The organism is Thermocatellispora tengchongensis (assembly GCF_014202315.1).
Classification (GTDB): Bacteria; Actinomycetota; Actinomycetes; order Streptosporangiales; family Streptosporangiaceae; genus Thermocatellispora; species Thermocatellispora tengchongensis.
In genome coordinates this window covers 236,695-260,915 of record NZ_JACHGN010000004.1, presented here as the reverse complement: position 1 = coordinate 260,915, position 24,221 = coordinate 236,695, and the positions used below count along the sequence as shown (strand labels likewise).

At 71.2% G+C, this 24,221-nt stretch carries 25 protein-coding genes, 1 tRNA gene and 2 pseudogenes; 14 read left to right on the top strand and 14 right to left on the bottom strand.

Translation table 11 applies throughout. From position 1 onward, the window contains the following. Positions 1 to 115: 115 nt before the first annotated feature. The 3 genes from HNP84_RS10600 to HNP84_RS10590 form a co-directional block, all read right to left on the bottom strand. Positions 116 to 1,519, bottom strand: a complete 1,404-nt coding sequence (locus tag HNP84_RS10600) for an IS1380 family transposase (protein WP_185049413.1) — start codon at positions 1,517 to 1,519, stop codon at positions 116 to 118. 268 nt (positions 1,520 to 1,787) lie between these two features. Beyond that, positions 1,788 to 1,997: a DUF397 domain-containing protein gene (locus tag HNP84_RS10595; protein WP_221336113.1), complete on the bottom strand. Its 210-nt coding sequence runs from the start codon at positions 1,995 to 1,997 to the stop codon at positions 1,788 to 1,790. Further along, a complete protein-coding gene (locus HNP84_RS10590) occupies positions 1,985 to 2,767 on the bottom strand; it encodes a helix-turn-helix domain-containing protein (RefSeq protein ID WP_185049411.1) in 783 nt (260 codons plus the stop codon). Before HNP84_RS10590 ends, HNP84_RS10595 begins: the two co-directional genes overlap by 13 nt. A gap of 253 nt (positions 2,768 to 3,020) precedes the next feature. Between HNP84_RS10590 and HNP84_RS10585 the strand changes: the two genes are divergently transcribed. Together HNP84_RS10585 and HNP84_RS10580 are read left to right on the top strand one after the other, a co-directional pair. Beyond that, positions 3,021 to 3,344: a hypothetical protein gene (locus HNP84_RS10585; protein WP_185049409.1), complete on the top strand. Its 324-nt coding sequence runs from the start codon at positions 3,021 to 3,023 to the stop codon at positions 3,342 to 3,344. 331 nt (positions 3,345 to 3,675) lie between these two features. After that, the gene (locus HNP84_RS10580) at positions 3,676 to 4,860 is read left to right on the top strand and encodes a CynX/NimT family MFS transporter (RefSeq protein WP_246518066.1); all 1,185 of its coding nucleotides are present in this window, start codon (positions 3,676 to 3,678) and stop codon (positions 4,858 to 4,860) included. Between the two features lie 31 nt (positions 4,861 to 4,891). Here HNP84_RS10580 and HNP84_RS10575 read toward each other — a convergent pair whose 3' ends face one another. Next, positions 4,892 to 5,380: a GNAT family N-acetyltransferase gene (locus HNP84_RS10575; RefSeq protein WP_185049407.1), complete on the bottom strand. Its 489-nt coding sequence runs from the start codon at positions 5,378 to 5,380 to the stop codon at positions 4,892 to 4,894. A gap of 147 nt (positions 5,381 to 5,527) precedes the next feature. Between HNP84_RS10575 and HNP84_RS10570 the strand changes: the two genes are divergently transcribed. After that, entirely contained in the window at positions 5,528 to 6,442 is a 915-nt protein-coding gene (locus HNP84_RS10570; protein ID WP_185049405.1) for a hypothetical protein, read from the top strand. On the opposite strand, the gene HNP84_RS10565 is transcribed toward HNP84_RS10570, so the two are convergent. Together HNP84_RS10565 and HNP84_RS10560 are read right to left on the bottom strand one after the other, a co-directional pair. Further along, entirely contained in the window at positions 6,439 to 6,993 is a 555-nt protein-coding gene (locus HNP84_RS10565) for a cysteine dioxygenase (protein ID WP_185049403.1), read from the bottom strand. The two genes, HNP84_RS10570 and HNP84_RS10565, sit on opposite strands and share 4 nt — an antisense overlap. Next, entirely contained in the window at positions 6,990 to 7,910 is a 921-nt protein-coding gene (locus HNP84_RS10560) for an amidohydrolase family protein (protein WP_185049401.1), read from the bottom strand. The genes HNP84_RS10565 and HNP84_RS10560 overlap by 4 nt, the downstream gene beginning before the upstream one ends. A gap of 226 nt (positions 7,911 to 8,136) precedes the next feature. Between HNP84_RS10560 and HNP84_RS10555 the strand changes: the two genes are divergently transcribed. After that, the gene (locus tag HNP84_RS10555) at positions 8,137 to 9,108 is read left to right on the top strand and encodes a LacI family DNA-binding transcriptional regulator (protein WP_312924329.1); all 972 of its coding nucleotides are present in this window, start codon (positions 8,137 to 8,139) and stop codon (positions 9,106 to 9,108) included. Here the strand turns inward: HNP84_RS10555 and HNP84_RS10550 are convergent. Both HNP84_RS10550 and HNP84_RS10545 read right to left on the bottom strand, forming a co-directional pair. Beyond that, positions 9,098 to 10,555 (bottom strand): aromatic amino acid lyase, encoded by a 1,458-nt coding sequence (locus HNP84_RS10550; protein ID WP_185049397.1) that lies wholly within the window; start codon positions 10,553 to 10,555, stop codon positions 9,098 to 9,100. The genes HNP84_RS10555 and HNP84_RS10550 overlap by 11 nt on opposite strands. An 11-nt stretch (positions 10,556 to 10,566) precedes the next feature. Next, a complete protein-coding gene (locus HNP84_RS10545; protein ID WP_185049395.1) occupies positions 10,567 to 10,935 on the bottom strand; it encodes a phage holin family protein in 369 nt (122 codons plus the stop codon). A 167-nt stretch (positions 10,936 to 11,102) separates the two neighbouring features. Between HNP84_RS10545 and HNP84_RS10540 the strand changes: the two genes are divergently transcribed. Further along, positions 11,103 to 11,378, top strand: coding sequence for a hypothetical protein (locus tag HNP84_RS10540; RefSeq protein WP_185049393.1), 276 nt, complete (start codon positions 11,103 to 11,105; stop codon positions 11,376 to 11,378). Between the two features lie 6 nt (positions 11,379 to 11,384). On the opposite strand, the gene HNP84_RS10535 is transcribed toward HNP84_RS10540, so the two are convergent. After that, positions 11,385 to 11,981, bottom strand: coding sequence for an FAD:protein FMN transferase (locus HNP84_RS10535; RefSeq protein WP_185049391.1), 597 nt, complete (start codon positions 11,979 to 11,981; stop codon positions 11,385 to 11,387). Positions 11,982 to 12,174: 193 nt separating this feature from the next. Here HNP84_RS10535 and HNP84_RS10530 point away from each other — a divergent pair, with 193 nt between their 5' ends. From HNP84_RS10530 to HNP84_RS10515, 4 genes are all read left to right on the top strand, one after another. Then, complete coding sequence (locus HNP84_RS10530) at positions 12,175 to 12,873, top strand: response regulator transcription factor (protein WP_312924322.1); 699 nt, start codon at positions 12,175 to 12,177, stop codon at positions 12,871 to 12,873. After that, positions 12,870 to 14,036 carry a sensor histidine kinase gene (locus tag HNP84_RS10525; protein WP_185049381.1) on the top strand — a complete coding sequence of 389 codons (1,167 nt, stop codon included), beginning with the start codon at positions 12,870 to 12,872 and terminating at the stop codon, positions 14,034 to 14,036. Before HNP84_RS10530 ends, HNP84_RS10525 begins: the two co-directional genes overlap by 4 nt. 47 nt (positions 14,037 to 14,083) lie before the next feature. Then, the gene (locus HNP84_RS10520; RefSeq protein WP_185049379.1) at positions 14,084 to 14,494 is read left to right on the top strand and encodes an OsmC family protein; all 411 of its coding nucleotides are present in this window, start codon (positions 14,084 to 14,086) and stop codon (positions 14,492 to 14,494) included. Between the two features lie 295 nt (positions 14,495 to 14,789). After that, a tRNA-Lys gene (locus tag HNP84_RS10515) sits at positions 14,790 to 14,863 on the top strand. A 184-nt stretch (positions 14,864 to 15,047) separates the two neighbouring features. On the opposite strand, the gene HNP84_RS10510 is transcribed toward HNP84_RS10515, so the two are convergent. From HNP84_RS10510 to HNP84_RS10500, 3 genes are read right to left on the bottom strand one after another with little or no spacing between them, the layout of a single operon-like run. After that, positions 15,048 to 16,286, bottom strand: coding sequence for an MAB_1171c family putative transporter (locus tag HNP84_RS10510; protein WP_185049376.1), 1,239 nt, complete (start codon positions 16,284 to 16,286; stop codon positions 15,048 to 15,050). 2 nt (positions 16,287 to 16,288) lie between these two features. Beyond that, the gene (locus tag HNP84_RS10505; protein WP_185049374.1) at positions 16,289 to 16,831 is read right to left on the bottom strand and encodes a hypothetical protein; all 543 of its coding nucleotides are present in this window, start codon (positions 16,829 to 16,831) and stop codon (positions 16,289 to 16,291) included. Beyond that, the gene (locus HNP84_RS10500) at positions 16,828 to 17,265 is read right to left on the bottom strand and encodes a helix-turn-helix domain-containing protein (protein WP_185049372.1); all 438 of its coding nucleotides are present in this window, start codon (positions 17,263 to 17,265) and stop codon (positions 16,828 to 16,830) included. Before HNP84_RS10500 ends, HNP84_RS10505 begins: the two co-directional genes overlap by 4 nt. 201 nt (positions 17,266 to 17,466) lie before the next feature. On the opposite strand from HNP84_RS10500, the gene HNP84_RS10495 reads away from it, so the two are divergent. Continuing rightward, the gene (locus HNP84_RS10495) at positions 17,467 to 17,880 is read left to right on the top strand and encodes a hypothetical protein (protein ID WP_185049370.1); all 414 of its coding nucleotides are present in this window, start codon (positions 17,467 to 17,469) and stop codon (positions 17,878 to 17,880) included. Positions 17,881 to 18,457: 577 nt separating this feature from the next. On the opposite strand, the pseudogene HNP84_RS10490 reads toward HNP84_RS10495, so the two are convergent. Next, positions 18,458 to 18,751, bottom strand: a pseudogene (locus HNP84_RS10490) (transposase); the annotation flags it as partial. Positions 18,752 to 18,890: 139 nt separating this feature from the next. On the opposite strand from HNP84_RS10490, the gene HNP84_RS10485 reads away from it, so the two are divergent. The 3 genes and pseudogenes from HNP84_RS10485 (at position 18,891) to HNP84_RS57050 (ending at position 22,825) form a co-directional block, all read left to right on the top strand. Then, positions 18,891 to 19,751 (top strand): alpha/beta fold hydrolase, encoded by an 861-nt coding sequence (locus tag HNP84_RS10485; RefSeq protein ID WP_185049367.1) that lies wholly within the window; start codon positions 18,891 to 18,893, stop codon positions 19,749 to 19,751. A gap of 669 nt (positions 19,752 to 20,420) precedes the next feature. Continuing rightward, positions 20,421 to 21,524, top strand: coding sequence for a cytochrome bc1 complex Rieske iron-sulfur subunit (gene qcrA, locus HNP84_RS10480; protein WP_185049365.1), 1,104 nt, complete (start codon positions 20,421 to 20,423; stop codon positions 21,522 to 21,524). Beyond that, positions 21,521 to 22,825 (top strand): annotated as a pseudogene (locus HNP84_RS57050) (cytochrome b). The gene qcrA and the pseudogene HNP84_RS57050 overlap by 4 nt, the downstream one beginning before the upstream one ends. Positions 22,826 to 22,853: 28 nt before the next feature. On the opposite strand, the gene HNP84_RS10470 reads toward HNP84_RS57050, so the two are convergent. Next, positions 22,854 to 23,378: a hypothetical protein gene (locus tag HNP84_RS10470; RefSeq protein WP_185049363.1), complete on the bottom strand. Its 525-nt coding sequence runs from the start codon at positions 23,376 to 23,378 to the stop codon at positions 22,854 to 22,856. Positions 23,379 to 23,633: 255 nt separating this feature from the next. On the opposite strand from HNP84_RS10470, the gene HNP84_RS10465 reads away from it, so the two are divergent. Beyond that, on the top strand, positions 23,634 to 24,173 hold the full coding sequence (locus HNP84_RS10465) for a sigma-70 family RNA polymerase sigma factor (RefSeq protein ID WP_312924313.1): 540 nt from the start codon (positions 23,634 to 23,636) through the stop codon (positions 24,171 to 24,173). The last annotated feature ends 48 nt before the right edge of the window (positions 24,174 to 24,221 follow it).

Here is a 24,221-nt window from a genome sequence, read left to right as displayed (position 1 = left end):
GGTTCGGCGTGTGGGGTGGCGTCGCTGCCCGAGTCGCTCGGGTGGGCGGCGGTTTCCACGGGGCCGCGGGTGTCTTGCCGCTCCTTTCTATGGAGAAGGGTCGTTTTCGTGCTGGTCAGCCGGGTGCCGGGAGCGCGCAGAGCCGCTGCCGGCAGATGAGGAAGGCGTTCTTCCACGGCCAGGTAGCGCTGATCTTTAGGACGCGCTGGCGGGCGTGGGAGGCCAGGCGCGCGGGCAGGTGCCACAGACAGTAGCGGAGGGTCTGCGGTTCGGCGCGGGCAAGGTCGGCGTCGTCGTGCAAGCCCAGGAGCCGGGTCCAGGCGTCCAGGTCGGCGGCGAGGTTGGCCGCCAGGACCCAGCCGACATTTACCGTCCAGGTCTTGCTCGGCAGGTTACGCAGCCCCATCGCCTTGTTGCAGCGCACCCGGTCTTCGACCTCGGCGTGGTCGCGGTGGACGGCGTCCAGGAACTGGATCTGGTGGCTGCCGCCGATGCCGCGTAGCCCGCGCGGGCCGACGTCGGTGGCGACGATGCTGTATTTCCAGCCGGTCTTCTTCTCCAGGGCGGTCAGCTGGGCGGTGTCCCGGCGCGAAGGCTTGACCCGGCGGACCAGCAACCTGACGCCCCAGCGCGCGGCCCGCTCGTCCAGGCCGGACAGCTCGGCGACCTCGGCATGCGGGTGGACGCTGCCGTCCTGGCGCAGCGCGGCCTGCCACGCGTCGGCGGGGAGCTTGGCGATCGCGACCTCGTCGATGTCGGTGATTTTCCAGCCGACGGTGAAGTGGACCGTGCGCCGGGTGGTGTTCAGCCCCTTCATCCGTTCGGCCAACTCGTGGGTGGCGCCCGCGCCGTCGATCCGGATCCAGAGTTTGGCCCGGTAGGCGTCGGGGATCTGTGCGATCGCCTCGGCCGGCACGGTCAGATGGTCGGCGACGGTGTTAGAGCCGGCATTGCCCGGCCGCAGCAGCATCGCCAGGCACTCGTGGGTCTGGGCGCACCAGGCGGCCAGTGGGTGGAAGCCGTAGCCCTTCTTGAAGGTGGCCGCCGCGCCCTGTTTCTCCGAATGCGCGGTGATCAGCGTGGCGTCCAGGTCGATCACGACCCAGCCGGTCAGCACCTTTCCGGCCACCATCAGCCAGGGGAACCCGGTCTCGGTGGCGGCGATCAGCGCCCACACGTGCCGCCGTGCCCGGGCCCGTGCGCGGGCGAGTCGTCGGCGTGTCTGCTCATCGGCGCCGATCGGTTCCAGGGTCCGGCGGATGGTGGAGTCGGAGGGTGGCGTGCCGAAGACACCCTCGTGGTGCGCCAGTAACGCGATTTGCCGCATGCTGGACGCGCCGAGCGTGATCGCCACCGCCAGTTGGATGACGACAACGCCTCGGTCCCATACCGGCGAGCCGTCCAACCGGGCGAACACCGCGCTCAGTGCGCTGGTTAACCCGGTCTGATCAGCGCATTTGCGCAAGAGCACGGCTCCGGCGTGGCCGGGGAGTCCCTTGCCATCGCCGCGTACAGACAAGCGGCGGTCCCATGCCGTAGCGTTCACCCGGAAGGTGCGTCCGTTCTGTGCGATGTTCGTGATCTAGACAGTCAGATCATCGCAGCTCGGAGGCACCTTCTTCAGTTATCGATCTTCAGGGCAAAATTCCGGCTGAATAGCCCAGGCTAGTGGAGAGCCGGGCCGACAGTCATATGATCTGGTTCGGCCCGGACTATCCCGCGATCGCCGCCAGGATCGGCGATTTCCTCGCCGCCGGTTGAGTGCGAGAGTAGGGAAGCCGACGCCTTTACAGGTCGAACTCGCCCTTCATGGCTCCGTCGAGGAACGCGTTCCACTCTCCGTGGGTGAAGGTGAGTACGGGGCCGGTGGGGTTCTTGCTGTCGCGTACTGCGACGATTCCGGGGAGGTTGGTGGCGACTTCGACGCATTGGCCGCCGCCACCACCACTTGCGGTTGCCTTGCGCCAGATGGCCTGGTCCAGGTTCACTTCGCCCATCGCTCTATCGCATCCTTAATGATCCGCAGCGACTCGCGCTGTGAGTACGCGTCCGTTCGTATGCTGTCATACCGCTGGTGCAGGCGGGTGACAATGTCCGCGTCTGCTGTCACCAACCCCTCGTGCGCGGCTTCCACCGTCGCCATGTCCTGGTATGGGGGCAGTTGGGCCAGTGCGAAGCCTGAGATCATCCCTGCCGCGCACCCCGCCGACGTGGGCACTATCTGCACATTGACGTCCGGCCGTTCTGTCGCCCGCAAGAGGTGTCGGAGTTGTTCCACAAGCACATCGCGGTCACCGATCGGGCGGTGCAGGACGCTCTCTTCGACCAGTGACAAGATGATCGGTGGCCTCTTCTTGTCCAGGATGGCTCGTCGTGCCATTCGGGCCGCTACGCGCTCCTCGATCCATGCGCGTGTCGCCCGTGGTTCGGCTTGGAAGATCGCGGATGCGTAGCGCTCCGTCTGGAGTATGCCGGGAACCAATAGGGGGTCCCAGAACTTCAGGGTGGTGGCCTGGGGCTCCACCTGCTCGGCCCAGCGCAGAAACCAGCGTGGGCTCTCCGCCTCGCGGAGGACGCGCTCGTAGAGAGCGACGAGGGTGTCGTCCTCGGTGAGCCCGTAGATCTGGTCGAGCCGCCGCACGTACTCGCGCCCCGGAAGCGTCCGCCCCGTCTCCCACTGGCTGACCAGGGTCTGGTGTACGTCCAGCCGCATGGCCAGGGCCGCCTGGGACCAGCGCCGGCTTCTCCGCTGCTCGACAAGCTCCACCCGGAACCGCAGAGCCGCTGACATCGGTGCGTTGGGGAGCAATGTCTGGTTTCCTCCATTGCCTAAGAGCCGCCCTGAGGCGGCTAAGAGAAATTCGAAAAAAAGGTCACCTGGCCAGTCTTAATGAATGTCGTCGGTGCTCTATCGGTAATCGATGCATTACCAACCTCTCGGTTGGCAATCTGATTGCACAGTGATTCGGCGCGAAAGCAAGGCGGGCAAGCCGGACATAGCCCTATAAGCAGGGTGCAACATGCTGATCGACCTCATCAAAGTGCGCGCGAGAAGTATCAAGCTCGTCGGACTCCGTAGTTCCATTCCACTGGGGCGGCGTTACGTTGAGGACACGCTCACCCGATGGGGATATCGCGACCCGGCCTTCCGCGCCGATGCCGCGCTCATCGTCTCCGAGCTGGTCACGAACGCAGTCCTCGTCCTGGACGCGCTGGACGGCGCGTTCCGGGAAAGGCATCCCTACGCCGGCGTCATCTCGTCCGAGTCGACCTCCGGGAACAGGAGCGGTGTCTGCGTATCGGCGTTTGGGATTCGGTGCCGATTGTGCCGGGCGGATGGGTGATGCCGGATGCTGAAGCCATCAACGGACGCGGGCTTCCGATTGTGGACGAGCTGGCGAAAGAAACCTACGTCGTGAGCCTGGACGATCCAGCGACCAGCGGAAAAGTCATATACGCGACACTGCCCTATCCCTAGACCAGGGCGCCGCGAAACCCGTTCTCCATACGGGTGTCGCGAGTTCCGCCCTGCCGGGCCGTTTCGAATCCCCCCGGCTCGAAACGGCCGCCCTTCCATATGAAGGGCGGCTTCCCGGGGCCGTCGTCCCCACCAACGAGGCCCCGGGAAGCCCTGGTGGCATCCGGACGGGCGGGCGGCCTAGGGTTCGAGAGGTGATGATGATCGAGCAACGGCGGAGCACGGCGGCGTACGTTCTGCTGGTGGCGGGGTTCGTGGTGGCCTCGTTGAACCTGCGGCCGGCGTTGGCCGGGGTTTCGCCCCTGCTGGATGAGATCATGCGGGATCTCGGGCTGAGCCCGGCGGCGGGCGGGGCCGTGACGACCGTGATGGTGGTGTGCCTGGGGGTGCTGGCGCCGCTCGCGCCGCTGTTCGCGGGGCGGATCGGGCTGGATCGGACGTTGCTGGCGGGGCTGCTGATTCTGGCCACCGGGGTCGTGTTGCGCAGTTCCGACGGGGTGGCGGGGCTGTACGCCGGGGCGGCCGTCGCGGGGTGCGCTATCGCGATCATGAACGTGGTCATGCCGGCCGTGGTCAAGCAGCACTTCCCGGAGCGGGTGGGGCTGTTCACCGGGATCTATGTGTCCGGGCTGGTCGTGGGGGCGGCGGGTGCGTCCGGGTTGATGGTGCCGCTGGAGCGGGCCACCGGGCAGGACTGGCGGGTGGTGGCGGCGTCGATCGCGGTGCCGGCCGTGGCGGCGGCGTTGTTGTGGCTGCCGCAGGCGGTACGGCCCGCGCCACGACGCGGCGGGAACAACGGGCCGCGGCCGTACGCCGCGCTGCTGCGGCGGCGGGTCACCTGGTACGTCACCGCCTTCATGGGGCTGCAGTCGCTGACCTTCTACGTGATGCTGGCCTGGCTGCCCACGATCTTCGTGGAGGCCGGGCTGCCCGCCGACCAGGCCGGATACCTGCTCGGGCTGACCAACCTGGCCCAGGTCATCGCCACCCTCACCGTGCCGGTGCACGCGGGGAAGGCGGCCACCCAGGTGCCGCACGTGCTGGGGGCGGCGCTGCTGACGGTGGTCGGGTATCTGGGCGTGTGGTTCCTCCCTACCACCGTGCCGTGGGTGTGGATGCTGGTGCTGGGGGTCGGGCAGGGCGCGTCGATCGCGCTCGCGCTGCTGATCATCACGTTGCGCGCGCCCGACCCCGCCTCGGTGACCGCGTTGTCGGCGGTGGCCCAGGCGTGCGGGTACGTGCTGGCCGCGCTGGGGCCGCTCCTCATCGGGCTGCTGCGTCAGCTTTCGGGCGGGTGGACGCTGCCCCTGGCGGTGGGGGTGGGGTTCTGCCTGGTGCAGATGGCGTTCGGGGCCCTCGCGGGCCGGCCGCCCGCTCGGTGATCAGCCCGCGGCAGGCCCCGGGTGACGGCGGTTACGCGGCGGTCGGCCTGGGAGCTGTGGCCAGGCGCCGCAGCGGCTCGTCGGTCAGGCGATAGGTCGGCCACTCGTCCAGGCGCACCGCGCCCAGCTTCTCGTAGAAAGCGATGGCGGGCTCGTTCCAGTCGAGCACCGCCCATTCCAGCCGCTGATATCCGCGCTCCGCGCAGATCCTGGCCAGTTCCCGCATCAGGGCCAGTCCGTGGCCGCCCTTGCGGTGCCGCGGGCGTACGTAGAGGTCCTCCATGTGGATGCCGTGCACGCCGCGCCAGGTGGAGAAGGTGAGGAACCACAGGGCGAAGCCCGCCACCTCGCCGTCCTGCTCGGCGATGTGGGCGAAGGCGGCCGGGTTGTCGCGGAAAAGGGCGTCGTGAAGGTGCTCCTCGGTCACGCGCACTTCGTGGGCGGCCTTCTCGTACTCGGCGAGTTCGCGGATCATGCTCACGATTTCGGGCACGTCGGCGGGTAGTGCGGGACGAATCATGCGTCCAGAATATGGGTTATTGAACCGACATTTATGGGCGGTGTGTTGGCTGGTCGCGGCGGCATGCGCGTCTGGCACGTACACATTTAGAGACTGTCGGATGGGGCTGCTAGTTTGTGGGCGGTCGATCGCACAACGGAGTGCCCGATGTCGCTTACCCTGTTCGCCCGGCCCGGTACCCCTACCGAGGCCGATCCGCTGGCCGGTCTGCGCCGGCTGCTCGCGCGGTTCGCCGCGTCCGCCGAGGGCGGGCTCGGTGTGCTCCCCTCGCTGGTGGCGACGGGGGAGCAGAGCTGGACTCCGTCGCGGGAGCTGGCACGCGAGCCGTACGAGCTGCTGGGCGCGCTCATCGACGCCACCGCCGAGCGCCGGGACGGCGGGATGCCGCGGCATACGGCGGGAGCGCTGCTGTGGCGGACGTACGCCTACTGGCACACGCTGCCCATGGCGCTCGGCTGGGCGCTGAACCGGCGGGTGCCGATCATGCGGTTCGGCGACACCGTGTTCCGGCTGTCCGATGCGGGCGTCACGGTCGCGGCGGTCGCGGTCACCACCGCGGTGCTGCCCGGCGACCCGCACGCGGGCGAGCCCGGCACGGCCGTCGTGCCCGACCTGGGCGCGGTGATCCGGGAGGCGCTGCTCGACGGGCAGGGGCCGCTGGTGTCGGCCATCGCCCGGCTGACCGGGGTGGACGAGCGCGCGCTGTGGGGGTCCACGGCGGAGGCCCTGGCCCACCCGCTGGCCACGCTGGCCGGCGTGCTGCCCGGCGAGCCCGCGACGACGATCCCGGAGCTGCTGGCCGCGGTGGGCCGGCCGGTGGCGGGGTTGCTCGCCTTCACCGGCGCGACCTACCGGCGCGTCACGTGCTGCCTGTCCCGGGGCGGGGCTGAGGGCGACGCCTGTGCGTCCTGCCGCCTGTCCCGGGGTGGGGCTGAGGGCGACGCCTGCGCGTCTTGTCTGTCTCGGGGTGGGGTGGACGGCGCCTGTGCGTCCTGCCGCCTGTCCCGGGGCGAGCCGGCGGACGTCTGTGCGTCCTGCCGGCTCGCTGGGAATCCCTTCTAGGCCACTTCCACGGGGCGCAGCTCGTCGGCGTAGCTCACCGACACCCGGCGCATCACGCCGCTGTCGTCGATGGAGTACTGGCCGAGCCGCCACAGCGGCGGCGAGTACGCGTGGATCGACACGCTGCCGTGCACCGCGCCGGTCAGCCGGTGGATGTGGTCGGGGCCGAAGGAGAACGACTCGCCCTCGGAGACGACCGTCTCCAGGTGCTCGCCGCCGATGCGCGGGTTGCACTCCTTCAGCGCGCCCGCCACCACGCGTACGGCGCCGGAGGAGATGTCGTGGTCGTGCCAGCCGGTGTCGTCCTCCGCCCGCCAGCACAGCAGCCACACATCCACATAGGCGTCGCGGTGCAGGGAGGCGTAGTGGCGACCGCCCTCCTCGGGGAACATGACGTGCTCGGCCCACCGTTCCGGGTGCGCGGCCAGCTCGTTCACCAGGTCGCGCAGCTCGCGCCGGTCCAGGTTGCGCTCCGGCAGGTCGAGTTCCCCGTTGTCGAGGAGCCGCGTCGGGGACGCACACGGCTCACCGCCTCGTACGTGGTGCTTCATGGGTGCGACTCCTTTCCTGGTCGTGCTCTTTGCGGTCGGTTCAGAAGACGGATCGGGTTGGCGGTGCGTACGGCGTGCTCGGCCGCCGCGCCCAGGCCGGTGGCGGGCGCCTCGGCGTACGGCTGGTCGGAGCCGTTGACCACGACGTCGATGCCCAGTTCGCGGACGATCGCGTCGATGGCGCGCGGGCCGTACGAGGAGGTCTCCACGTACAGCCCCGGGTCCACCTCGCCGCGCCCGGCGCCGCCGCGGTTGCGCAGCCGCTCGGAGTGCAGCGGCGCGAGCCCGGCCAGCAGGGCGAAGCACACGCGCAGCCGCGGGTGCCGCGCCCGGCCGAAGGCCCGGAAGGCGTACCAGGCGGCGTGCATCTGCTGCACGTACGGCACCACCGCCGGCCACCATCCGGGCCCGGCGTCTCCGTGCGCCGCCGGGCCCGGGTGGACGAACAGCGGCAGGTCGTACGCCTCCAGCACGTCGAGCAGCCCCGCCGCCGCGGCGAGCCCGCCGGCGTCGGACATCGCCGTGGCCGGGAGTTGCAGCCCGGCCGCGCCGGCGTCCAGCTCCCGGGCCAGGCGGTCCGGGTCGGGGTCGCCGGCGCAGGCCGCCGCCCAGTAGCCGAACGGCTCGGGCAGGGCCCGCGCGCCCGCATGGTAGGCGTCGATGAGCGGCCACGCCTCCCCGGGCGGGAGGTGCTCCACGCCCAGCGGGCTGGACAGTGACACCAGCGCGAGTTCCACGCCGCCGTCGCGGTTGAGCCGCGCGCGCCGCGCGATGTCGTGGTCGCGCGGGTCCACCTCGTACGGCGGTTCGCCGTCGAGGAGCAGGGTCCATCCGTCGAGCCGGGGTGGCGCGGATCGGGCGCGAAGCGCGTCGAGGAACTCCGTCGGCCATACGTGCTGATGCACGTCGAAGCCCATCGACCCGCTCCCTCCGGCCTGCTACCCTAATTCCCTACTCACAATACATGTAATCCCCTCGCTCTGGAGAGGAAGGCTCGTGAAGCGTTTCAGTGATACGGTTCAGTGAACCGTTTCACCTCGCCTCCTGTCAACCGCCACGGCCCCCGCATCCCGCCCCCCGCGGGCCGAATCGGCATAAGCTTGCGAGGTGACGCAGCCGCGCAAGAGAGCGACGATTCGTGAGGTGGCAAAGGCGACCGGCCTCTCGCCGGCCGCCGTTTCGTATGCGCTGCGCGGGATGCAGGTCTCCGAGGAGACGATCGAGCGCGTCCGGCGTGTCGCGGCCGAGCTGGGCTACGAGGCCGACCCGATCGCGCGGGCCCTGGCCAGCGGGCGTACCGGCATGATCGGCCTGCTGTGCGGCTCGCTGGAGGACCTGTGGCAGCAGTCGCTGGGCGTCGGCATCGGCAGGGCCCTGAAGGACAAGGACCGCTACGCGCTGATGCTCGACGCCGCGGGCGACCCCGTACGCGAGCGCACCCTCGCCCAGCAGCTCCGCGACCAGCGGGTGGACGGCCTGATCGTGCAGCCCGTCGATCCCGCCGCCGGGTTCTGGGCCGAGCTGTGCGCCACGCTGCCCGTCGTGGCGATCGGCGACGCGCTGGCCGGGGCGCGCACGGCCGGCGAGGTCGTCTTCGACAACCGGCGCGGCACCACGATGGCGTTGGAGCACCTGCGCGACAACGGCCACCGCCACCTCGCCGTGCTCACCCCCACCATGGCCAGCACCCCCGACCGTCCCGCCGACGTCTACGTCGCCGCCGAGGCCGAGCGCCTGGGCCTGGAGATCGACCTGGTCACCGCGCCCCAGTCGCTGACCGGGGCGACCGAGGTGGCCCGCCGGGTCCTGAGCGCGGAGCACCGGCCCACCGCGTTGTTCTGCTTCGCCGACTCCATCGCCTACGGCGTGTACGCCGCCGCCGACGAGCAGGGCCTGCGCATCCCCGAGGACATCTCGGTCATGGGCTACGACGACCATCCGATGTCCGGCCTGCTCAAACCCGCGCTGACCACGGTCGACTGGGACATCGACGGCATCGTGCGGGCCGCGGTGCGGCTCGTGGTCGCGGCCACCGACGGCGCCACCCGCCGCCGGCGCATCGTGCAGGCGCCCGAGCTGCGCCAGCGCGCCTCGGTGGCCCGGATCACCCGCTGAAGCGCCCGGCGGCCTCGCCGATCAGGGCCCGCGCCGCCTCGATGTCCGCGTCCAGCACCCGGTCGCCCGTGGCCGGGTCGAGCCCCCGGGTCAGCTCGTCCTCCTGCCGGGGCGCGCGCAGCCGGATCGCCCGCGCGGCGGCCACCAGCTCGCAGGCCAGCACGATCTCCAGCGGCTCCACCGCCGCCAGCGCGCGCCGCGCCGCCTGGGTGGCGAACCCGGCGTGGTCCTCCACGCCGTGCGACATCGTGGCCGAGCCCGTCGTCACCGGCGCGGCCAGGTGGCGCAGCTCGGCCAGGGCGTCCTGGGCGACGTACTCCAGGATCATCAGCCCGGAGCGGCCCGGCTCGTCGGCCAGGAACGGCAGCAGGCCGGTGTACCCCGGCTCCATCAGCGTGGCGAGCCGGGTGACGCTGAGCGAGGCGGCCTGCACCACCGCCGCGCGGGCCGCGTCGAGCGCGAGCGCGATCGGCGCGGAGTGGAAGTTGCCGTTGTGCCAGGCGCGGCCCTCGGCGATCAGCGGGTTCTCGGTGGCGGCGTTCATGTCCACCTCCACGGCCCGCGCCGCCGCGCCGAGCGCGTCCAGCGCCGCGCCGTGCACCTGCGGGAACGCCCGGTAGCCGTACGGGTCCTGCACCCGGCCCGTCGCCGGCGCGGTCAGCCCGTACGCCGCCGGCTCCGGCCGCACCGCGTCGCCCGCCAGGCCGGGCAGCAGCTCGCGCACCCGGGCCGCCACCACGGCCTGGCCCGGATGCGGCCGGGCGGCCTGCACGGCGGGCGCGAGCGGTTCGGCGGAGGCCGCCACGGCGGCGAAGGAGCGGGCCGCCACGTCGATCCCGGCGTGCAGCAGCGCGCGCAGCCGGTGGCAGCCCAACGCCGCGTCGCCCAGCGTGGCGGCGCCGGAGCTGATGAACGCCAGCGCCTCGGCCACCGCGTACCGGGGCGGCGGACCCGCCTCGCCCTCGGGCGCCCGCCACGCCACCTCGCCGAGCAGGCACAGCGCGGTGGTGGCCAGGGCGGTGAGGTCGCCGGTGCCGATCGCGCCGTACGTGCGCACCGGCGGGGTGAAGCCGCGGTTGAGCGCGTCGGCCAGCGCGTACGCCACGCCGGGGTCGGCCCCCGAGCCGCCCGCGAGCACCTGGTTGGCCCGCACCAGCAGCATGGCGCGGGCCCGCTCGGGGGAGACCGGCGGCCCGGCCCCGCCCGCGTGGCTGCGCAGCAGGTCGAGCCCGCCCGACTCGACCATGACGTTCTTGTTGGCGCCGACGCCGGTGGTGCGGCCGTAGACGGGGCCGGTCAGCGACCCGGCGGTGAGCCAGGCGATCCGGGCACGCTCGGCGGTGCCGACCTCGACCCGGGCCGCCGCCGTGCCGGGGACCGGCCGCGCCCGCGCCACCTCGTGCACCCGGGCGCAGGTCAGGCCGGTCCCGTCCAGGACGAGGCGCACCCTGCGCCGCTTCAGTCGGGGATGATCAGGTCGAGCACCCAGCTCACCACGCCGACGACGATCGCGCCCCACAGCGCGGCCCAGAAGTCGGCGACGTGGAAGGGCAGTGTGAGCTGCTCGGCGATCCAGCTCGTCAGCAGCATCAGCGCCGCGTTGACGATCAGGGCGAACAGGCCGAGCGTGAGTATGTAGAACGCGCAGCCGATCGTCTTGATGATCGGCTTGAGCACGGCGTTGACCACGCCGAAGATGATCGCCACCGCGATCAGCGTCAGCACGTTCATGGTGGCCGTCCGGCCCGAGACCGTGATCCCGGACACGAACTCGGTCGCCACCCACAGGGCCGCGGCCACGATCAGGATCTTGATGACGATTTTCACGCTCGGGCATCCTCCCATGCGGATCGGCGGGCGCGGCGGCCCTGATCAGAGCCTAGCCCCGCGCGGGCCGCGACTCGCGGAACGAGCGGGTTACGGCCGGCTTCACCTGGGTACCGTGCGTGATCACGACGGACTCGGGTAAGGCCACGCAAGGGGGTGGGCATCCGATGGACGCGGACGAGCTGGAGTCGCTGTCGGCGAGGGAACTGCACGATCGTGCGGTGCGCTACGCCGTACGCCACGGTGACCTGGGGTTCCTGTGGGACCTGCTGAAGGTGATCCCGGCCGCGGAGGCGGCCGGGGGCAACCAGGACGAGGCGGCCAACGACCTGAGCCGGGTCTCGGCCCTGCTCAGCGACGCCGTCGTCGCCGGCGAGGGCCGGCTGGGCGAGTCGTTGCGCCCTATCTACATCGACTATCTGGCCAGGCACCCCGACGCGTGATCCGGATCATCCGGCCATGCGCCGGGCCCAGGCCGTGGGGGCGTACCGGGCGAGGCCGGGGGTGCTGACCGCGCGCCGCTCGGCGTCCACCAGCAGCACCTGGTACGGCCCCTCCGCGCCGAGCCGCGCGGCGTACCTCCTGGCGGGCAGCAGCGGCATCGCCGCGATCTCGCCCGCGTGCGCCTCCGCCGCCGCCAGATCCGGCCCCACCACCGTCACCGACTCGACCGACGACAGCCCTCCGGCCGTCGCCACGGCCAGATCGTGCGCGAACAACATCTTGCGCACCGCCCCCGTACGCGGGTCGCGCACCCCGATCCGCCACCGCTCGCCCGGCCGCGCCGAGCCGCGCACCCGCACCGCGTTCCCCGCGTCCACCCGGTGATCGACGACGCCCGCCGTGCTCAGCCCCCGCGACAGCCGCTCCAGCACCTCCCCGAGCCGCGCGTCAGGCGCGTCCTCCATCCGGCGCAGCCACCTGAACGCGTCGTTCAGCAGCGGACCCAGCTCCCGTGCCGGCAGCGCGGTACGCGCCTCGACGACCAAGGGCAGGCCCAGGACCCGCCCGACACGGGTGGTGCCGGGAAACCGGGGAAACGCCATCCGTCCGACTCCTAACGTCGCGACACATCGTGACTTCCAGCATGACAGGCGCCGCGTAACGTCCCCCTAAGCTGCGGGTCTTTATCCCACTTTGCTACCGATGGCGCTATCCACCTGTCATAGGCCAGGTACCCTCCTAAACGCCTGGTGCAAAAGTGACGTGCAGGGTCGCCGCAGCTCAAAAGGGGGTCAGGTGGCCGAGACCGAGACCAACGCCCGGCTTCTCGTCGTGGATGACGAGCCAGAGTTCCGCAACGCGCTGTCGCGCGCGCTGCGCCTGGCGGGCTACCGCGTGGCCGTCGCGGCCGACGGCCAGGCGGGCCTGGGAGCCGTCGCCGAGGGCCGGCCGGATCTCGTCGTGCTCGATCTGATGATGCCCAAGATGGACGGCATCGAGGTCTGCCGCACGCTGCGCCAGAACGGCAACGGCATGCCCGTGCTCATGCTCACCGCGCTCGACGGCGTACGCGACCGGGTCGCCGGGCTCGACGCCGGCGCCGACGACTACCTGGTCAAGCCGTTCGCGCTGGAGGAGCTGTTCGCCCGGGTGCGGGCCCTGCTGCGGCGCACGCCGCCCAGCGAGGACGAGCCGCCGCCGGCGTACGGCGACCTGTCGCTGCGCCCCCACGACCGCCAGGGCAGGCGCGGCGAACGGGTCTTCGACCTCACCCGCACCGAGTACGCCCTGCTCGACCTGCTCATCCGCAACGGCGGCCAGGTGCTGCCCCGTGAGGTCATCATGGACAGGATCTGGGGCTACGCCTCCACGCCCGGCTCCAACTCCCTGGAGGTCTACATCCGCTACCTGCGCCGCAAGACCGAGGCGGGCGGCGAGCCGCGCATGATCCAGACCGTCCACGGCCTCGGCTACGCCCTCAGGAAGCCGGCATGACCAGCGCGACCCTGCCACGGGCGCGGCGCCTCCTCGGCCCGATCGCCGGCATCACCCGCCTCCCCCTGCGCCTCCGCCTCGCCCTGACCGCGGGCGTCGCCGCCGCGCTCAGCGTGATCGCGGTCATGACCATGGCGTACTACGTGGCGTGCAACCGCGTACAGCAGACGTTCGGCACGCCCGTCCCGCCCGAGACCGCCCCGCCCCGCGACATGCTCGACCGCGTGGCCTCCCTGCAGACCACCCTGGGCTGGCCGTTCGTCGTCGTGTCGGTGGGCGGCCTGGTCGTGGCCGCCGTGCTCGGCTGGATCGCCGCCCGTACGGCCCTGAGCCCGGTCGCCGACCTCACCAAGGCCGCCCGGCACGTCGCCGAGACCCGCGACCTCAAGCTGCGCATGACCGTGGACCGCGACGACGAGCTGGGCAGCCTGGCGCGCAGCTTCAACACCATGCTCGACGCCCTCGAACGCTCCGCCGACGCCCAGCGTCAGCTCGTCGCCGACGCCTCCCACGAGCTGCGCACCCCGCTGGCGGCGCTGCGCACCAACGTCGAGCTCATCCTGCACGCCGACCGCCTCGACCCCGCCGACCGGGCCGACCTGAACCGCGCCGTGATCGCGGGCTTCGAGGAGCTGACCGCCCTGGTCTCCGACGTGGTGGAGCTGGCCCGCGACGAGGAGCCCGCCGCGCTGGTGGAGGACGTGCGCTTCGACCACGTCGTGCTGCACCAGATCGAGCGCTCGGCGGCGTACTGGCCGGACATCCGCTTCCGCCACGACCTGGAGCCCATGATGGTACGCGGCGTCGCCGACCGCCTCTCCCGCGCCGTCGCCAACCTCCTGGACAACGCCGGCAAGTACGCCCCTCCCGGCACCGAGGTCGAGGTCCGCCTCCACCGTGGCGAGCTGACCGTACGCGACCACGGCCCCGGCATCGACCCCGAGGATCTGCCGTACATCTTCGACCGCTTCTACCGCGCCCCCGGCGCCCGCTCCCGCCCCGGCTCCGGCCTGGGCCTGGCGATCGTCCGCCAGGTCGTGGACACCCACGGCGGCCACGTCTCCGCCGAGCCGGCCCCCGGCGGCGGCACCCTGGTCCGCCTCACCCTGCCCCGGGCCCGCCCCACCGCCCAGCACCGCCGCCGCTCAGTCCTGCACGCCTGAGCCCTGGCGCCAGCCACAGGCGTAGGCCGGGGACATAGGCTGCGGACATGGCCAAGGTAACGGTGCAGCGCACAGACGACGGCTTCGTGGCCCGCAACGGCAGAGGCGCCGAGATCAAACTGGGCAGTTCGGCCGAGGAGGACGTCTTCACCCCGGTGGAACTCCTCCTCGCCGCCGTCGGCGGCTGCAACATCGTCAGCGTCGAGCCCCTCACCGCCAAGCGCGGCCACCGCCTGGTGCGCCTGGCCATGACGGTGGAGGCCGAGAAGATCGAGCCCACCCTCCTGGGCCCGGTCACGGTCACCTACGAGGTCGAACTCCCCGAAGGCGACCTGAAGGCCGACGAGGTCTTCCGCGCGGTGGCGCACCGCGTACACGACCGCCACTGCACCGTGACCCGCTCCCTGGAACGGGGCACCAAAGTGGAGATCGTCCTGCCACCTGACGAACCGCTGTGATGCCCATACCGCCCCATCTACGCCTGTAGCCCGAAATACGACCCGGACGTGACGAGCCCATTGCCCGCCTCTCGATAGAGTCGTAGCAGGTCAAGAGCTTTCTGCCGAAGCGGGTGCGAAGGGGGAACGCACCCGCCCAGCGGCGCCGCCGATCTCTGGGGGGAGGAATCGGCAGTACCGCGGTAGATCGGGGCCGGGCCGGTTTTGGGGGAAGCCGGCCCGGCCCCGAGTCACGTCCGGACCTTATGGATGTGCACTCCATGTCCGCGTGCTGCTAGAGTTACACCCGTCGCAAGCGCCGCTAGCTCAGTTGGTCAGAGCAGCTGACTCTTAATCAGCGGGTCCGGGGTTCGAGTCCCTGGCGGCGCACCCAGGCAAAAAGCCGCCTCCCTGCGCGAATGCACAGGGAGGCGGCTTTTTCCTTCGATGGAGATTGTGACAGCGCCGCAGACGTGTACGTGAACCGCGCGGGCTCATGGCGATGTCCCTGGGGGAGCCGGTGCGCCGACCGTCGGCGCTTGATCCGCCGGCGCCGTTGGCCGCGCTCGAAGCGTTACTTACGGGCCCCTGTGCGGGGCGGAGCCACCTGCCGGACGTTCGCGTCGGATCTCGTACGAGCGCGCAACTCGCGGAACGTGCGGGCGACGTCCCGCAGGAACGCGGTGTCGCTGTCCAGGTCCACCCCGCCTGGGATGTCCGGCGCGTGCTCGCGGGCGGCGGCCGTGCCGGCGGCCCTGGCGCGGAGCGCCGCGTGGAGGGAGGCGGCTTCGACGGCCGCGTCCAGCGCCTGGCCGGTGGCGCCGGTCCCGGCGGCCCACGCGCGCGCGGCGGCGGCGACATCAGGATCGAGGTAGGGCATCAGCGCCAGGCGGCCGTCCCTGATCTCGATGACCCGGCGGTACAGGCGGAACCTGAGATCGCGTACCGCCACGAGGTCGAGCAGCACCGGAGCCGCCGGCGTGAGCGCGATGCGCGGGTCCGCCGCGTACAGAGCCCGCCACAGCGGACGCAGCGCCTGGTAGGCGCGGTAGTCACGGAGCCAGGCGAGCCACGCGGGCGCGATCAGGAGCCGCCCCCATGTCGGCAACGTCGCTCCCGCGAGCACCAGCAGGTGCGCGGCGAGCGGCAGGATGCCGTCGGGCAGCACGTGCCCGCTGGGAGGATAGGGGAAGCCGTAGCGCGCGGCGGCGAAGGCGAGCGCCTTGTGCGCGAGGTAGCCGATGGCCAGGAACGCCCCCGTGGCGACCAGGCGCAGGCCCACGCGGAGCAACGGCCCGTTGCTCATGCGCGCGTACTGCCACCCGAGCACGACCACGCTGGCGAACGACGGCGTCAGATAGGCGATGTACACCAGCCAGTACTCCAGGACCCACGGCGTGGCCGCGTAGCGCCCCGCGAAGCGGACGTCATCGACCGGGGTGTCGGCCAGCGCGAACAGGACGCACATCGCCGCGAACGTGACCGCCAGCGCGGCCAGGTGCAGCCGGGTGCGCGGGCGCGCGACGGCGACCGGATGGCTCAGGTGCCACAGGAACGTCCTGGCCGACCAGGCGACGACCAGCATGCTGCCGTGGGCGAGCAGCCTGGCCAGGTTCGGGGTGCCGGACACACTGCCGACGAACGCGTACACGGCGGGGGTGAGGAGGGTGAGCGACAGCGACAGCCCGAGCAGGACCAGCCACACCGTGCCCCTGGCCGGGTCGGGCGGGCCACGCCACCCCTTGACCAGGCGGAACGCCAGCAGCACGCAGGCGATGGCGGCCGGGCCGTAGTGACGCAGCGTCTCGGCCATGCTCAGGGCGCCCCGTCGGGCCGATCGGAAGCGGACCAGTCGAGCAGGGTCTTGATCCGGCGGGTCAGGGCGTTGGTCTCGGGCGCGTCGCCGGGCGGCGTGAGCTGGGCCGCGCGCTGCTGGATGAGCGAGGCCAGTAGTTCGGCCTCCTGCTCCTCGACCTCGGTGTAGGCGGTGCGGCCCAGCATGCGGTGCACCATCCGCGGGTCGAGGTCCGGCAGGAGCAGCCGCCAGTGATCGGGCTCGGCGACGCCCGACGGGTAGTGGTCGCACAACAGGTGGCTGAGCTCGTGCAGGATGATGTGTTGCTGGTGCGGCGAGGTGGTGGCCCGCTCGTAGAAGATCAGGTCGACGTCGTCGGCCAGCACCCACATGCCGCACACATCGACGGTCCGTTCCATCGGCAGCAGCCTGATCGGCCGGCCGCGCTCGGCGGCCACGAGCTCGCACAGCGCCTGCGCGCTGAACGGCGCTGGGAGCGGCAGGGCGGCCAGCCTGGCCTCACACCGGCGGCGTAGCCGTCTCCACGGAACTGAGGACATCATGCCCCTTCGGTCGCGTCCGGCAGTCCTTCCAGCTCGCGAACCCGCTCGACCATCTCGGTGATGGCGTTGAGGCTCTTGGGGGAGAGGCCCGACGCGCGCAGGGCGATCTGCCTGACCGACGCGTCACGCAGGGCGCTGAGCAGTTCCAGTTCGGCGTCGATCCTCTCGGCCGCCCCCTCGTCGAAGAAGTAGGCCGGGGGCACTCCGAAGAATCCCGCCAGCGCCTCAAGGTGGCGTTTGGTCGGGTTGTCGCGCAGCCCCTTGCGAAGCTGCCAGATGTAGGTGGCCGAGATCGTCGGACCGCCGCTCTCACGCAGCGCCGCGGCGACCTCCTCATGGGAGTATTCGCCGCCTTGGCGAGGGCGCACGGTGCTGAAGAGATGGTTGAGCTTGGCCGCCAGGGTGCGCCTGGGCTCCGCCGACCCGTTGCTCATCCGCCCCTCCCGCCTGTGTCCAGCCGCCATCCTAGCAGCCGGGCAACTGAGATGGCTGGTCGCCTCGAGCTCCGCTCATATCAGTTGACGGGGGCTTGTGCGCGAGTTTACGGTGATGCCTATCTCTATAAACTGAGATGAATGCGCTACAGGTCCGGCCGGCCCTCTCGTCGCCATCCGCGCACAACACGGGAGTCGTTCATGCGCAAGGCAAGAATCGTCACATCGTCGCTGGTCACAGCTGCGGCGCTGCTGGTCACACTGGTACCCGCCGCACCGGCGGCGGCAAGACCGGCCGACTGCTCCATCGTCGCCCGGATCAGCCCCGACCCCGGCTCCATGTACGCCAGAGCGGAAGTGAACTGCCCGAAGAAGGAGCACTTCAGCGTCACCATCCGCATCCGCCGGGACGACTGGCACGGCAACACCGTCGTCGCCACCAGGTACAAGGGGACGCACCACCAGGGCTTCTTCTCGCTGTCCACCAGCGAACCCTGCTCGGACGTCGAGCCCGGCAAGAAGTACTTCGCCGAGGCGGAGCTCAACGACACGCGCTTCGGCCCTCCCATCGAGATCCGAACCGTCAAGAGCCGTACCGTCTCAGGTCACTGCTAGCCGCTGACCGGGCACCCGGCCCGGGCTTGCCGTTCGCGCGGCAGCCCGGGCGGGCAGTTGCGGGTCCATTTTTTTTGATCACCTCGTGTACAGCGGGCTTGCCGCGCCGGTGAGGTATCAGGTCAGTCGGCAGGGCTGTACAGCGGGCGGATGTCACATGGGGAAGACGCCGCAGCGCGAGGCTCGGTGCGGGCTCGGACGTGCCACGCTGCGCCGTCAGAGCCCGATACTGCCTGGTACAGAGACTGGTGATCGTCAAGCGTACGAGACGGGGTAAAACGCTATTCGCCGACAGCCCTCGGCACCCGCCGGCAGCCCGAACGGGTGACTCTAGATCAGCGGGCCCGGGGTTCGAGTCCCTGGCGGCGCACCCAGGCAAATGGCCGCCTCCCTGCGCGAACGCGCGGGGAGGCGGCCTTTGGAATTTTGTTCTGGCGCTTGCGGGCTCGCGTGTACGTCGCCGTGTACACGATCAGCAGTCCGGCCTGCCGGCGCCGGCAAGCACCGGCGCCTGCCCCGGGATGATGGACTTGGTCCGGCTCGTCTGCGCTTTCGCCGGTCTCCTTTAGACGGTGACTCATTTGGTGAGTCGGCGGTAGCAGATGAGAGCGGCGGCGAGGGCGACGAAGGACGCGAAATGGTCGGCCCGGCGCTCGTACCGCCGGTGTAAGCGGCGGCAGCCGGTCAGCCAGGAGACGGTTCTCTCCACCACCCAGCGGTGGCGTCCCAGTCGCCGGCTGGACTCGATCCCGCGACGCGCGATACGCGGGGTGATGCCCCGGCCGCGCAGGAAGGTCCGCAGGTGAGGATAGTCGTAGCCCTTGTCGCCGTGGAGCTTGGCGGGACGGCGGCGTCCTGGCCCGAGCCGGCCGCGTGCCTGCAACGCCTTTCGTTGGGGTGGGCACGTGGCCGCCACGTGGTCATCGGGACGCTGGCGGTGCTGATCCTGTGAGCCGGCCGGCGGCGTGCGGCACGCGTTGATCGGCGCCGTTTCCGGGTACGAGCGGCGGATGTTCGACGACTTCGCGACCGGCATGATCGACGTGGGGGAGACGGAGCTGTTCGTCCGGTACGGCGGCTCGGGCGCCCCGCTCCTGCTCCTCCACGGCCATCCTCGCACGCACGCGACCTGGCACCGCGTCGCCCCGCTCCTCGCCCCGCACCACACGGTGGTCTGCCCCGACCTGCGCGGCTACGGCCGCTCCGGCAAGCCGCCCACGACCCCCGACCACGCCCCCTACTCCAAGCGGGCCATGGCCGGCGACATGGTGGCTCTGATGCGGGCGCTGGGCCACGACCGCTTCGCGGTGGCGGGCCATGACCGCGGCGCGTACGTCGCCCACCGTCTCGCCGCCGACCACCCCGCGGTCGTCACGCGCCTGGTCGTGATGGACGCGATCCCCATCGGCGAGGCGCTGGCCCGCGCCGACGCCCGCTTCGCCACGGCCTGGTGGCACTGGTTCTTCCTCGGCCAGACCGCCAAACCCGCCGAGCGGGTCATCGACGCCGATCCGGACGCCTGGTACGCCGCGACCGCCGAGCAGATGGGCGAGGAGGCGTACGAGGACTTCCGCCGGGCCATCCACGACCCGGCCACCGTCCACGCGATGTGCGAGGACTACCGCGCCGGCCTGACCGTGGACCGCGCGGCCGACGACGCCGACCGCGCCGCGGGCCGCCGGGTCACCTGCCCGGCCCTGTTCCTGTGGTCCGCCAGGGACGACATGGAGGACCTGTACGGTGACCCGCTGGCGATCTGGCGCACGTGGGTCGACGACGTGACCGGCCACCCGATCGACAGCGGCCACCACGTGGCCGAGGAGGCCCCGGAGGAGCTGGCGAAGTCGCTGCTGGCATTCCTGCGTTCGTGAGCCGGGGTCACAAGGTGGATGATCCGTCCGGGCGGTGACCCTTCTCGATCCGGTGCCCGCCTGGTTCGCCCCGGACGGTCGAGCGATGCGCGTTCGCCGCGAGAAGCGGGGTAGGGCGCGACCGCCGGGGCCGTCGGCCGGTCAGCCCGCGCTCTCGTCTCGACGCTTGGATCACCACCGCCCGCGTGGCCCTCACCTTGGCTCGGCCTGGGCCCGAGGGCCGACGTCGCGTTCAGGACCGACTTCCCCGACCGGGCCGCGGTGATGGCCTACTCGAAACACGCGGCGCGGCGGCGGCCGGCGATTCCGCGAATACGTGGATATGTGAATACGTGAAAACGGGGTCGGAATAAAGCGTGATTCTATCTCCGCCGTCCCGCGGTGCCGCGAGCGGGGTCCGTCAATGCTCCTGCCGGCGCGGACATCGCTTAACTGGCAAATGTCACCTTTTCCTTGGCCGCGGCGTCTAGGTAGGCGGAGGGAGCGACAAGGAGGCGATATGCCCGCGGCGGCCGATGCGGAGGTCATACCGGGCGCCCACTTTGAGAACGCCCGAAACCTGGTTTCCGGCGTGATCTGGACAAGCTCGGCGGCGTCGGCGCGGAGCGCGGGCGCCGGCGCCGCCGTTCTCGTCGGCCACTAGAGCACCCGGGAGAAGCGACACAGGACATGACGGATCACAACATCGAACAGCGGGGCGAGCGCGCCGTGCCGCGGCGCGTCGCCGGCACCCCCACGGCCGGGGCGCCGATGCTCGGCGGTCCGGAGGAGCGGGACGGGGAACGCGACCGGCCGGGGGTCGTCCCGCAGGACGAGCGGCAGGCGCGCAGGGCGGAGAAGATCGTGGTGCTCTGCTTCACGACCACCTCTGTGGCCGCGCTGGCGTTCGTCGTCTTCTACGTGACGCTCCAGGTCGGCAGCCCCGACGCGACCGGGCTGTCCAACCTCGCCCTCGGCGGCTCGCTCACGCTCGCGGTGCTGGCGCTGGCCGTCGGCGTCGTGGTCTGGGCCCGCCAGATCATGCCGAAGTACACCCTGACCCAGGAGCGCCACCCGATGGTCTCCGACGAGGAGGACCGCGCGGCGGTGGCGGAGTACTTCGTGCAGGGCGCCAATGAGAGCGGCTTCGTACGGCGCAAGCTGCTGCGGCGCGCGCTGCTGCCGGCGATGGCCGCGCTCGGGCTGGTGCCGCTGGTGCTACTGCGCGACCTGGACAACACCAAGACGGCGGGCGCGAACGCCCACAAGCGGCTCCGCCACACCGTCTGGGGGGAGAGGACCAAGGATGGCAGACGGCCCCGGCTGGTCGTGGAGGGCACGGGCAAGCCGATCAGGGCGACCGACTTCAACAGCCCCGGCGGCCTGCTCTCCGTGGTGCCCGAGGGCCACGAGCACGACCTGAACGCGCTGGCCAAGGCCACGGTGATCCTGGTCAACCTCAGGCCGGAGGAGATCAAGCCCGGCACCAACAGGAACTGGACCCACAACGGGATCGTGGCCTACAGCAAGATCTGCACCCACGTCGGCTGCCCCGCGGCCCTGTACGAGCAGAACACCCACCACATCCTGTGCCCCTGCCACCAGTCGACCTTCGACGCGACCGACGGCGCGCGCGTCGTCTTCGGCCCCGCCGCCCGGCCGCTGCCCCAGTTGCCCATCGGCGTCGACGCGGAGGGCTATCTCATCGCCATGGGCGACTTCCCCGTGCCGGTCGGGCCGAGCTACTGGGAGCGCGGCGACGCCGAGGCCGGGGCCCACGGAGGAGGATCATGACGGAGCTGAACACGGTCCCGAGCCGCATCGCGCACGCGTCGAGCCACCTGGACGCGCGCCTGGGCGGCGCCTCGTTTCTCCGGCGCAACATGCGCAAGATCTTTCCCGACCACTGGTCGTTCCTGCTGGGGGAGATCGCGCTCTACTCGTTCGTCATCCTGCTGCTCACCGGCACGTTCCTGACGTTCTGGTTCAAGCCGAGCATGGGCCACGTCCTGTACGACGGCCCGTACGAGCCGCTGCGCGGCGTGATGATGTCCGAGGCGTACGCGTCGGCGCTGGAGATCACCTTCGAGGTGCGCGGCGGCCTGCTCGTACGGCAGATACACCACTGGGCCGCGCTGGTGCTCATGTGGCGGCAGAAGCACACCCAGATGCCCGGCAAGGGGCGGACGAACCGTAACGTGGTCGGCGCGCCGTTCTACCCCTCGTTCATGGCCAAGTCGGGCGCGTACTTCCTGTTCACGCTCGGGGTGATCGCGGGTCTCGCCACGTTCGCCCAGATCAATCCGATCTGGCTGTACGGGCCGTACACCCCCGCCGACGTGTCCGCGGGCTCCCAGCCCGACTTCTACCTGGCCTTCCTCGAAGGCGCGCTGCGCATCATGCCGGCCTGGGAGATCAACCTCTTCGGCACGGCCGAGGCGGGCACCCTGCCGATGAGCGTGATCATCCCAGGGCTGGTGCCGCTGGGCGTCATCCTCGTGGGCCTGTCGCTCTACCCGTTCGCCGAGCGCTGATCACCGGTGACAGCCGCGAGCACCACATCGCCGACCGCCCGCGCAACAACCCCCACCGCACCGCGATCGGCATGGCCGGCGTGGCGTTCTACGGCGTGCTGTGGCTGTTCGGGGCCAACGACGAGATCGCGACGTTCTTCCACGTGAGCCTGAACATGACCACGTACGCCGGGCGGGTCCTGGTCATCGCGGGCCCCGGTGCTGGCCTACGCGATCACGTACCGGATCTGCCTGGGGCTGCAGCGCTCGGACGCCGCACTGGTCGGCCACGGCGTGGAGACCGGAGTGATCAAGAGGCTGCCCGACGGCAGGTTCGTCGAGGTCCACGCGCCGCTGCCCGAGGACGCCGCGGCGCACATCGGCGCCAAGGAGCCGGTGCCGGAACTGGCGGTCGCCGACAACCGCGAGGGCGTGCCGCCCACCGCCGTACGGGGAGTGCTCGGCAGGCTGCGGGGCCGCATGTCCAGGGCCTACGGGGGCGAGAAGGTCCCGCTGGTCAACGGCCACGGCGAGGAGGAGCGCGCCGCCGTCGCCGCGGGGGATCGGCCCCTCACTCACTGACGTCGCCGGGCGCCCGTCCGGTGCCGCGTCAGCGCGGCGGTTCCCGCGTCCCGGCGCCCGAGGGCCGGATCTCGCTGAACAGCGTGAGCGTCACCGGGCGGAGCCGCCGCCACGCCTCGGCCGGCCAGTGGAGGCTGGAGGAGGGGAAGACCGTCTCCAGGACGATCTTGAAGTAGGGCCGCCCCGCGGGTACCTCGGCGCACAGTCCCCACACCGGGGTGAACGTCTCCCGCCGCCCCAGCCGCAGCCGGGCGCGCCCGCCGACGTTGCTCGGCGGCCCGCCGGCGGAAAGGCCCACCGACTCCCACGACAGCAGCGGCGGCTCCTCCGCGCGCAGCCACGCCGGGCGGGCCCCCGGGGGCAGCGGCAGCCGCAGGGCGAATCCCGCGAGCAGGCCGGCGCGCGACAAGGTGAACGAGCCGTGAAAACGAGGCAGTTCATGAAGGAGACGCGACCCCTTCGAGGTGTTCATCGACAGTTTTCCCGCGCTGGCCTCGGTGGCGACACGCCATGAGACGGGATCGGCATGGGAGCCGTCAGGAACGAAGTCCATGCGGATTCACCTCGCTGTGCTGCCTGAAGCTCGCTGTGCTGCCTGAAAGAGGACGGCCTTGACCCGTCCTTCCGGGCGGGGGTTCGGCCATCAGAAAAGACGCGGCGCGTTCTCGGAAGGTGACATCGCCATGGAGAATTTCCGGCCGGGAGGTGGAGAGAAACTATCTGATCCGGCGTCGGCGGGGTACATTACCGCAGATTGCCGAAGTGGGTTGGAAATCGTTGCCCGGCGACGCATCCACGAGGAGGGCGCATGGGGGCCGAGTATTCTTCGGACCGGCCGCTCGACAGGGATCACGGCATGGCGGAAACCTTCCGGCGACACGTGCCCTTACTTTATTCTGTGGCCTACGGCATGCTGGGGGACCGCCAGGAGGCCGACGGGGTCGTCCAGGAGGCGCGCGCCCGCTGGCTGGCCGCCGCCGAGCGGAACGTTGCGCAGCCCCCGGTCGGGCTCACCGCGCTGGTCACCGTCCTGGCGCTCGCCCGGCTGCGGGCCGCGCGGAGCGACGGCGAGGCCCACATCGGCCCGTGGCTGCCGGAGCCGCTGCGGAACGAGTCCGAGCTGAGCCTGGCCGAGTCGGTGTCCGCCGCCCTGGCCGCCGTTCTCGACGCGCTGAAGCACGAGGAGCGTACGGTGTTCCTGCTGCACCACGGGTTCGGGATGTCCTACGCCGACATCGCCGCGCTGATCGGCACGTCGGAGCCGAGCGTCCGCCGCATCGACGCCAGGGCCGAGGCGCGGGTCCGCTGCGAGCCGCGACCGCCGGACGGCGACGGAGCCCGGTCGTGACCGTGCCGCCAGGGCGGGCGGCGCCGGCCGCGTGTGCAAGTGAGGGAA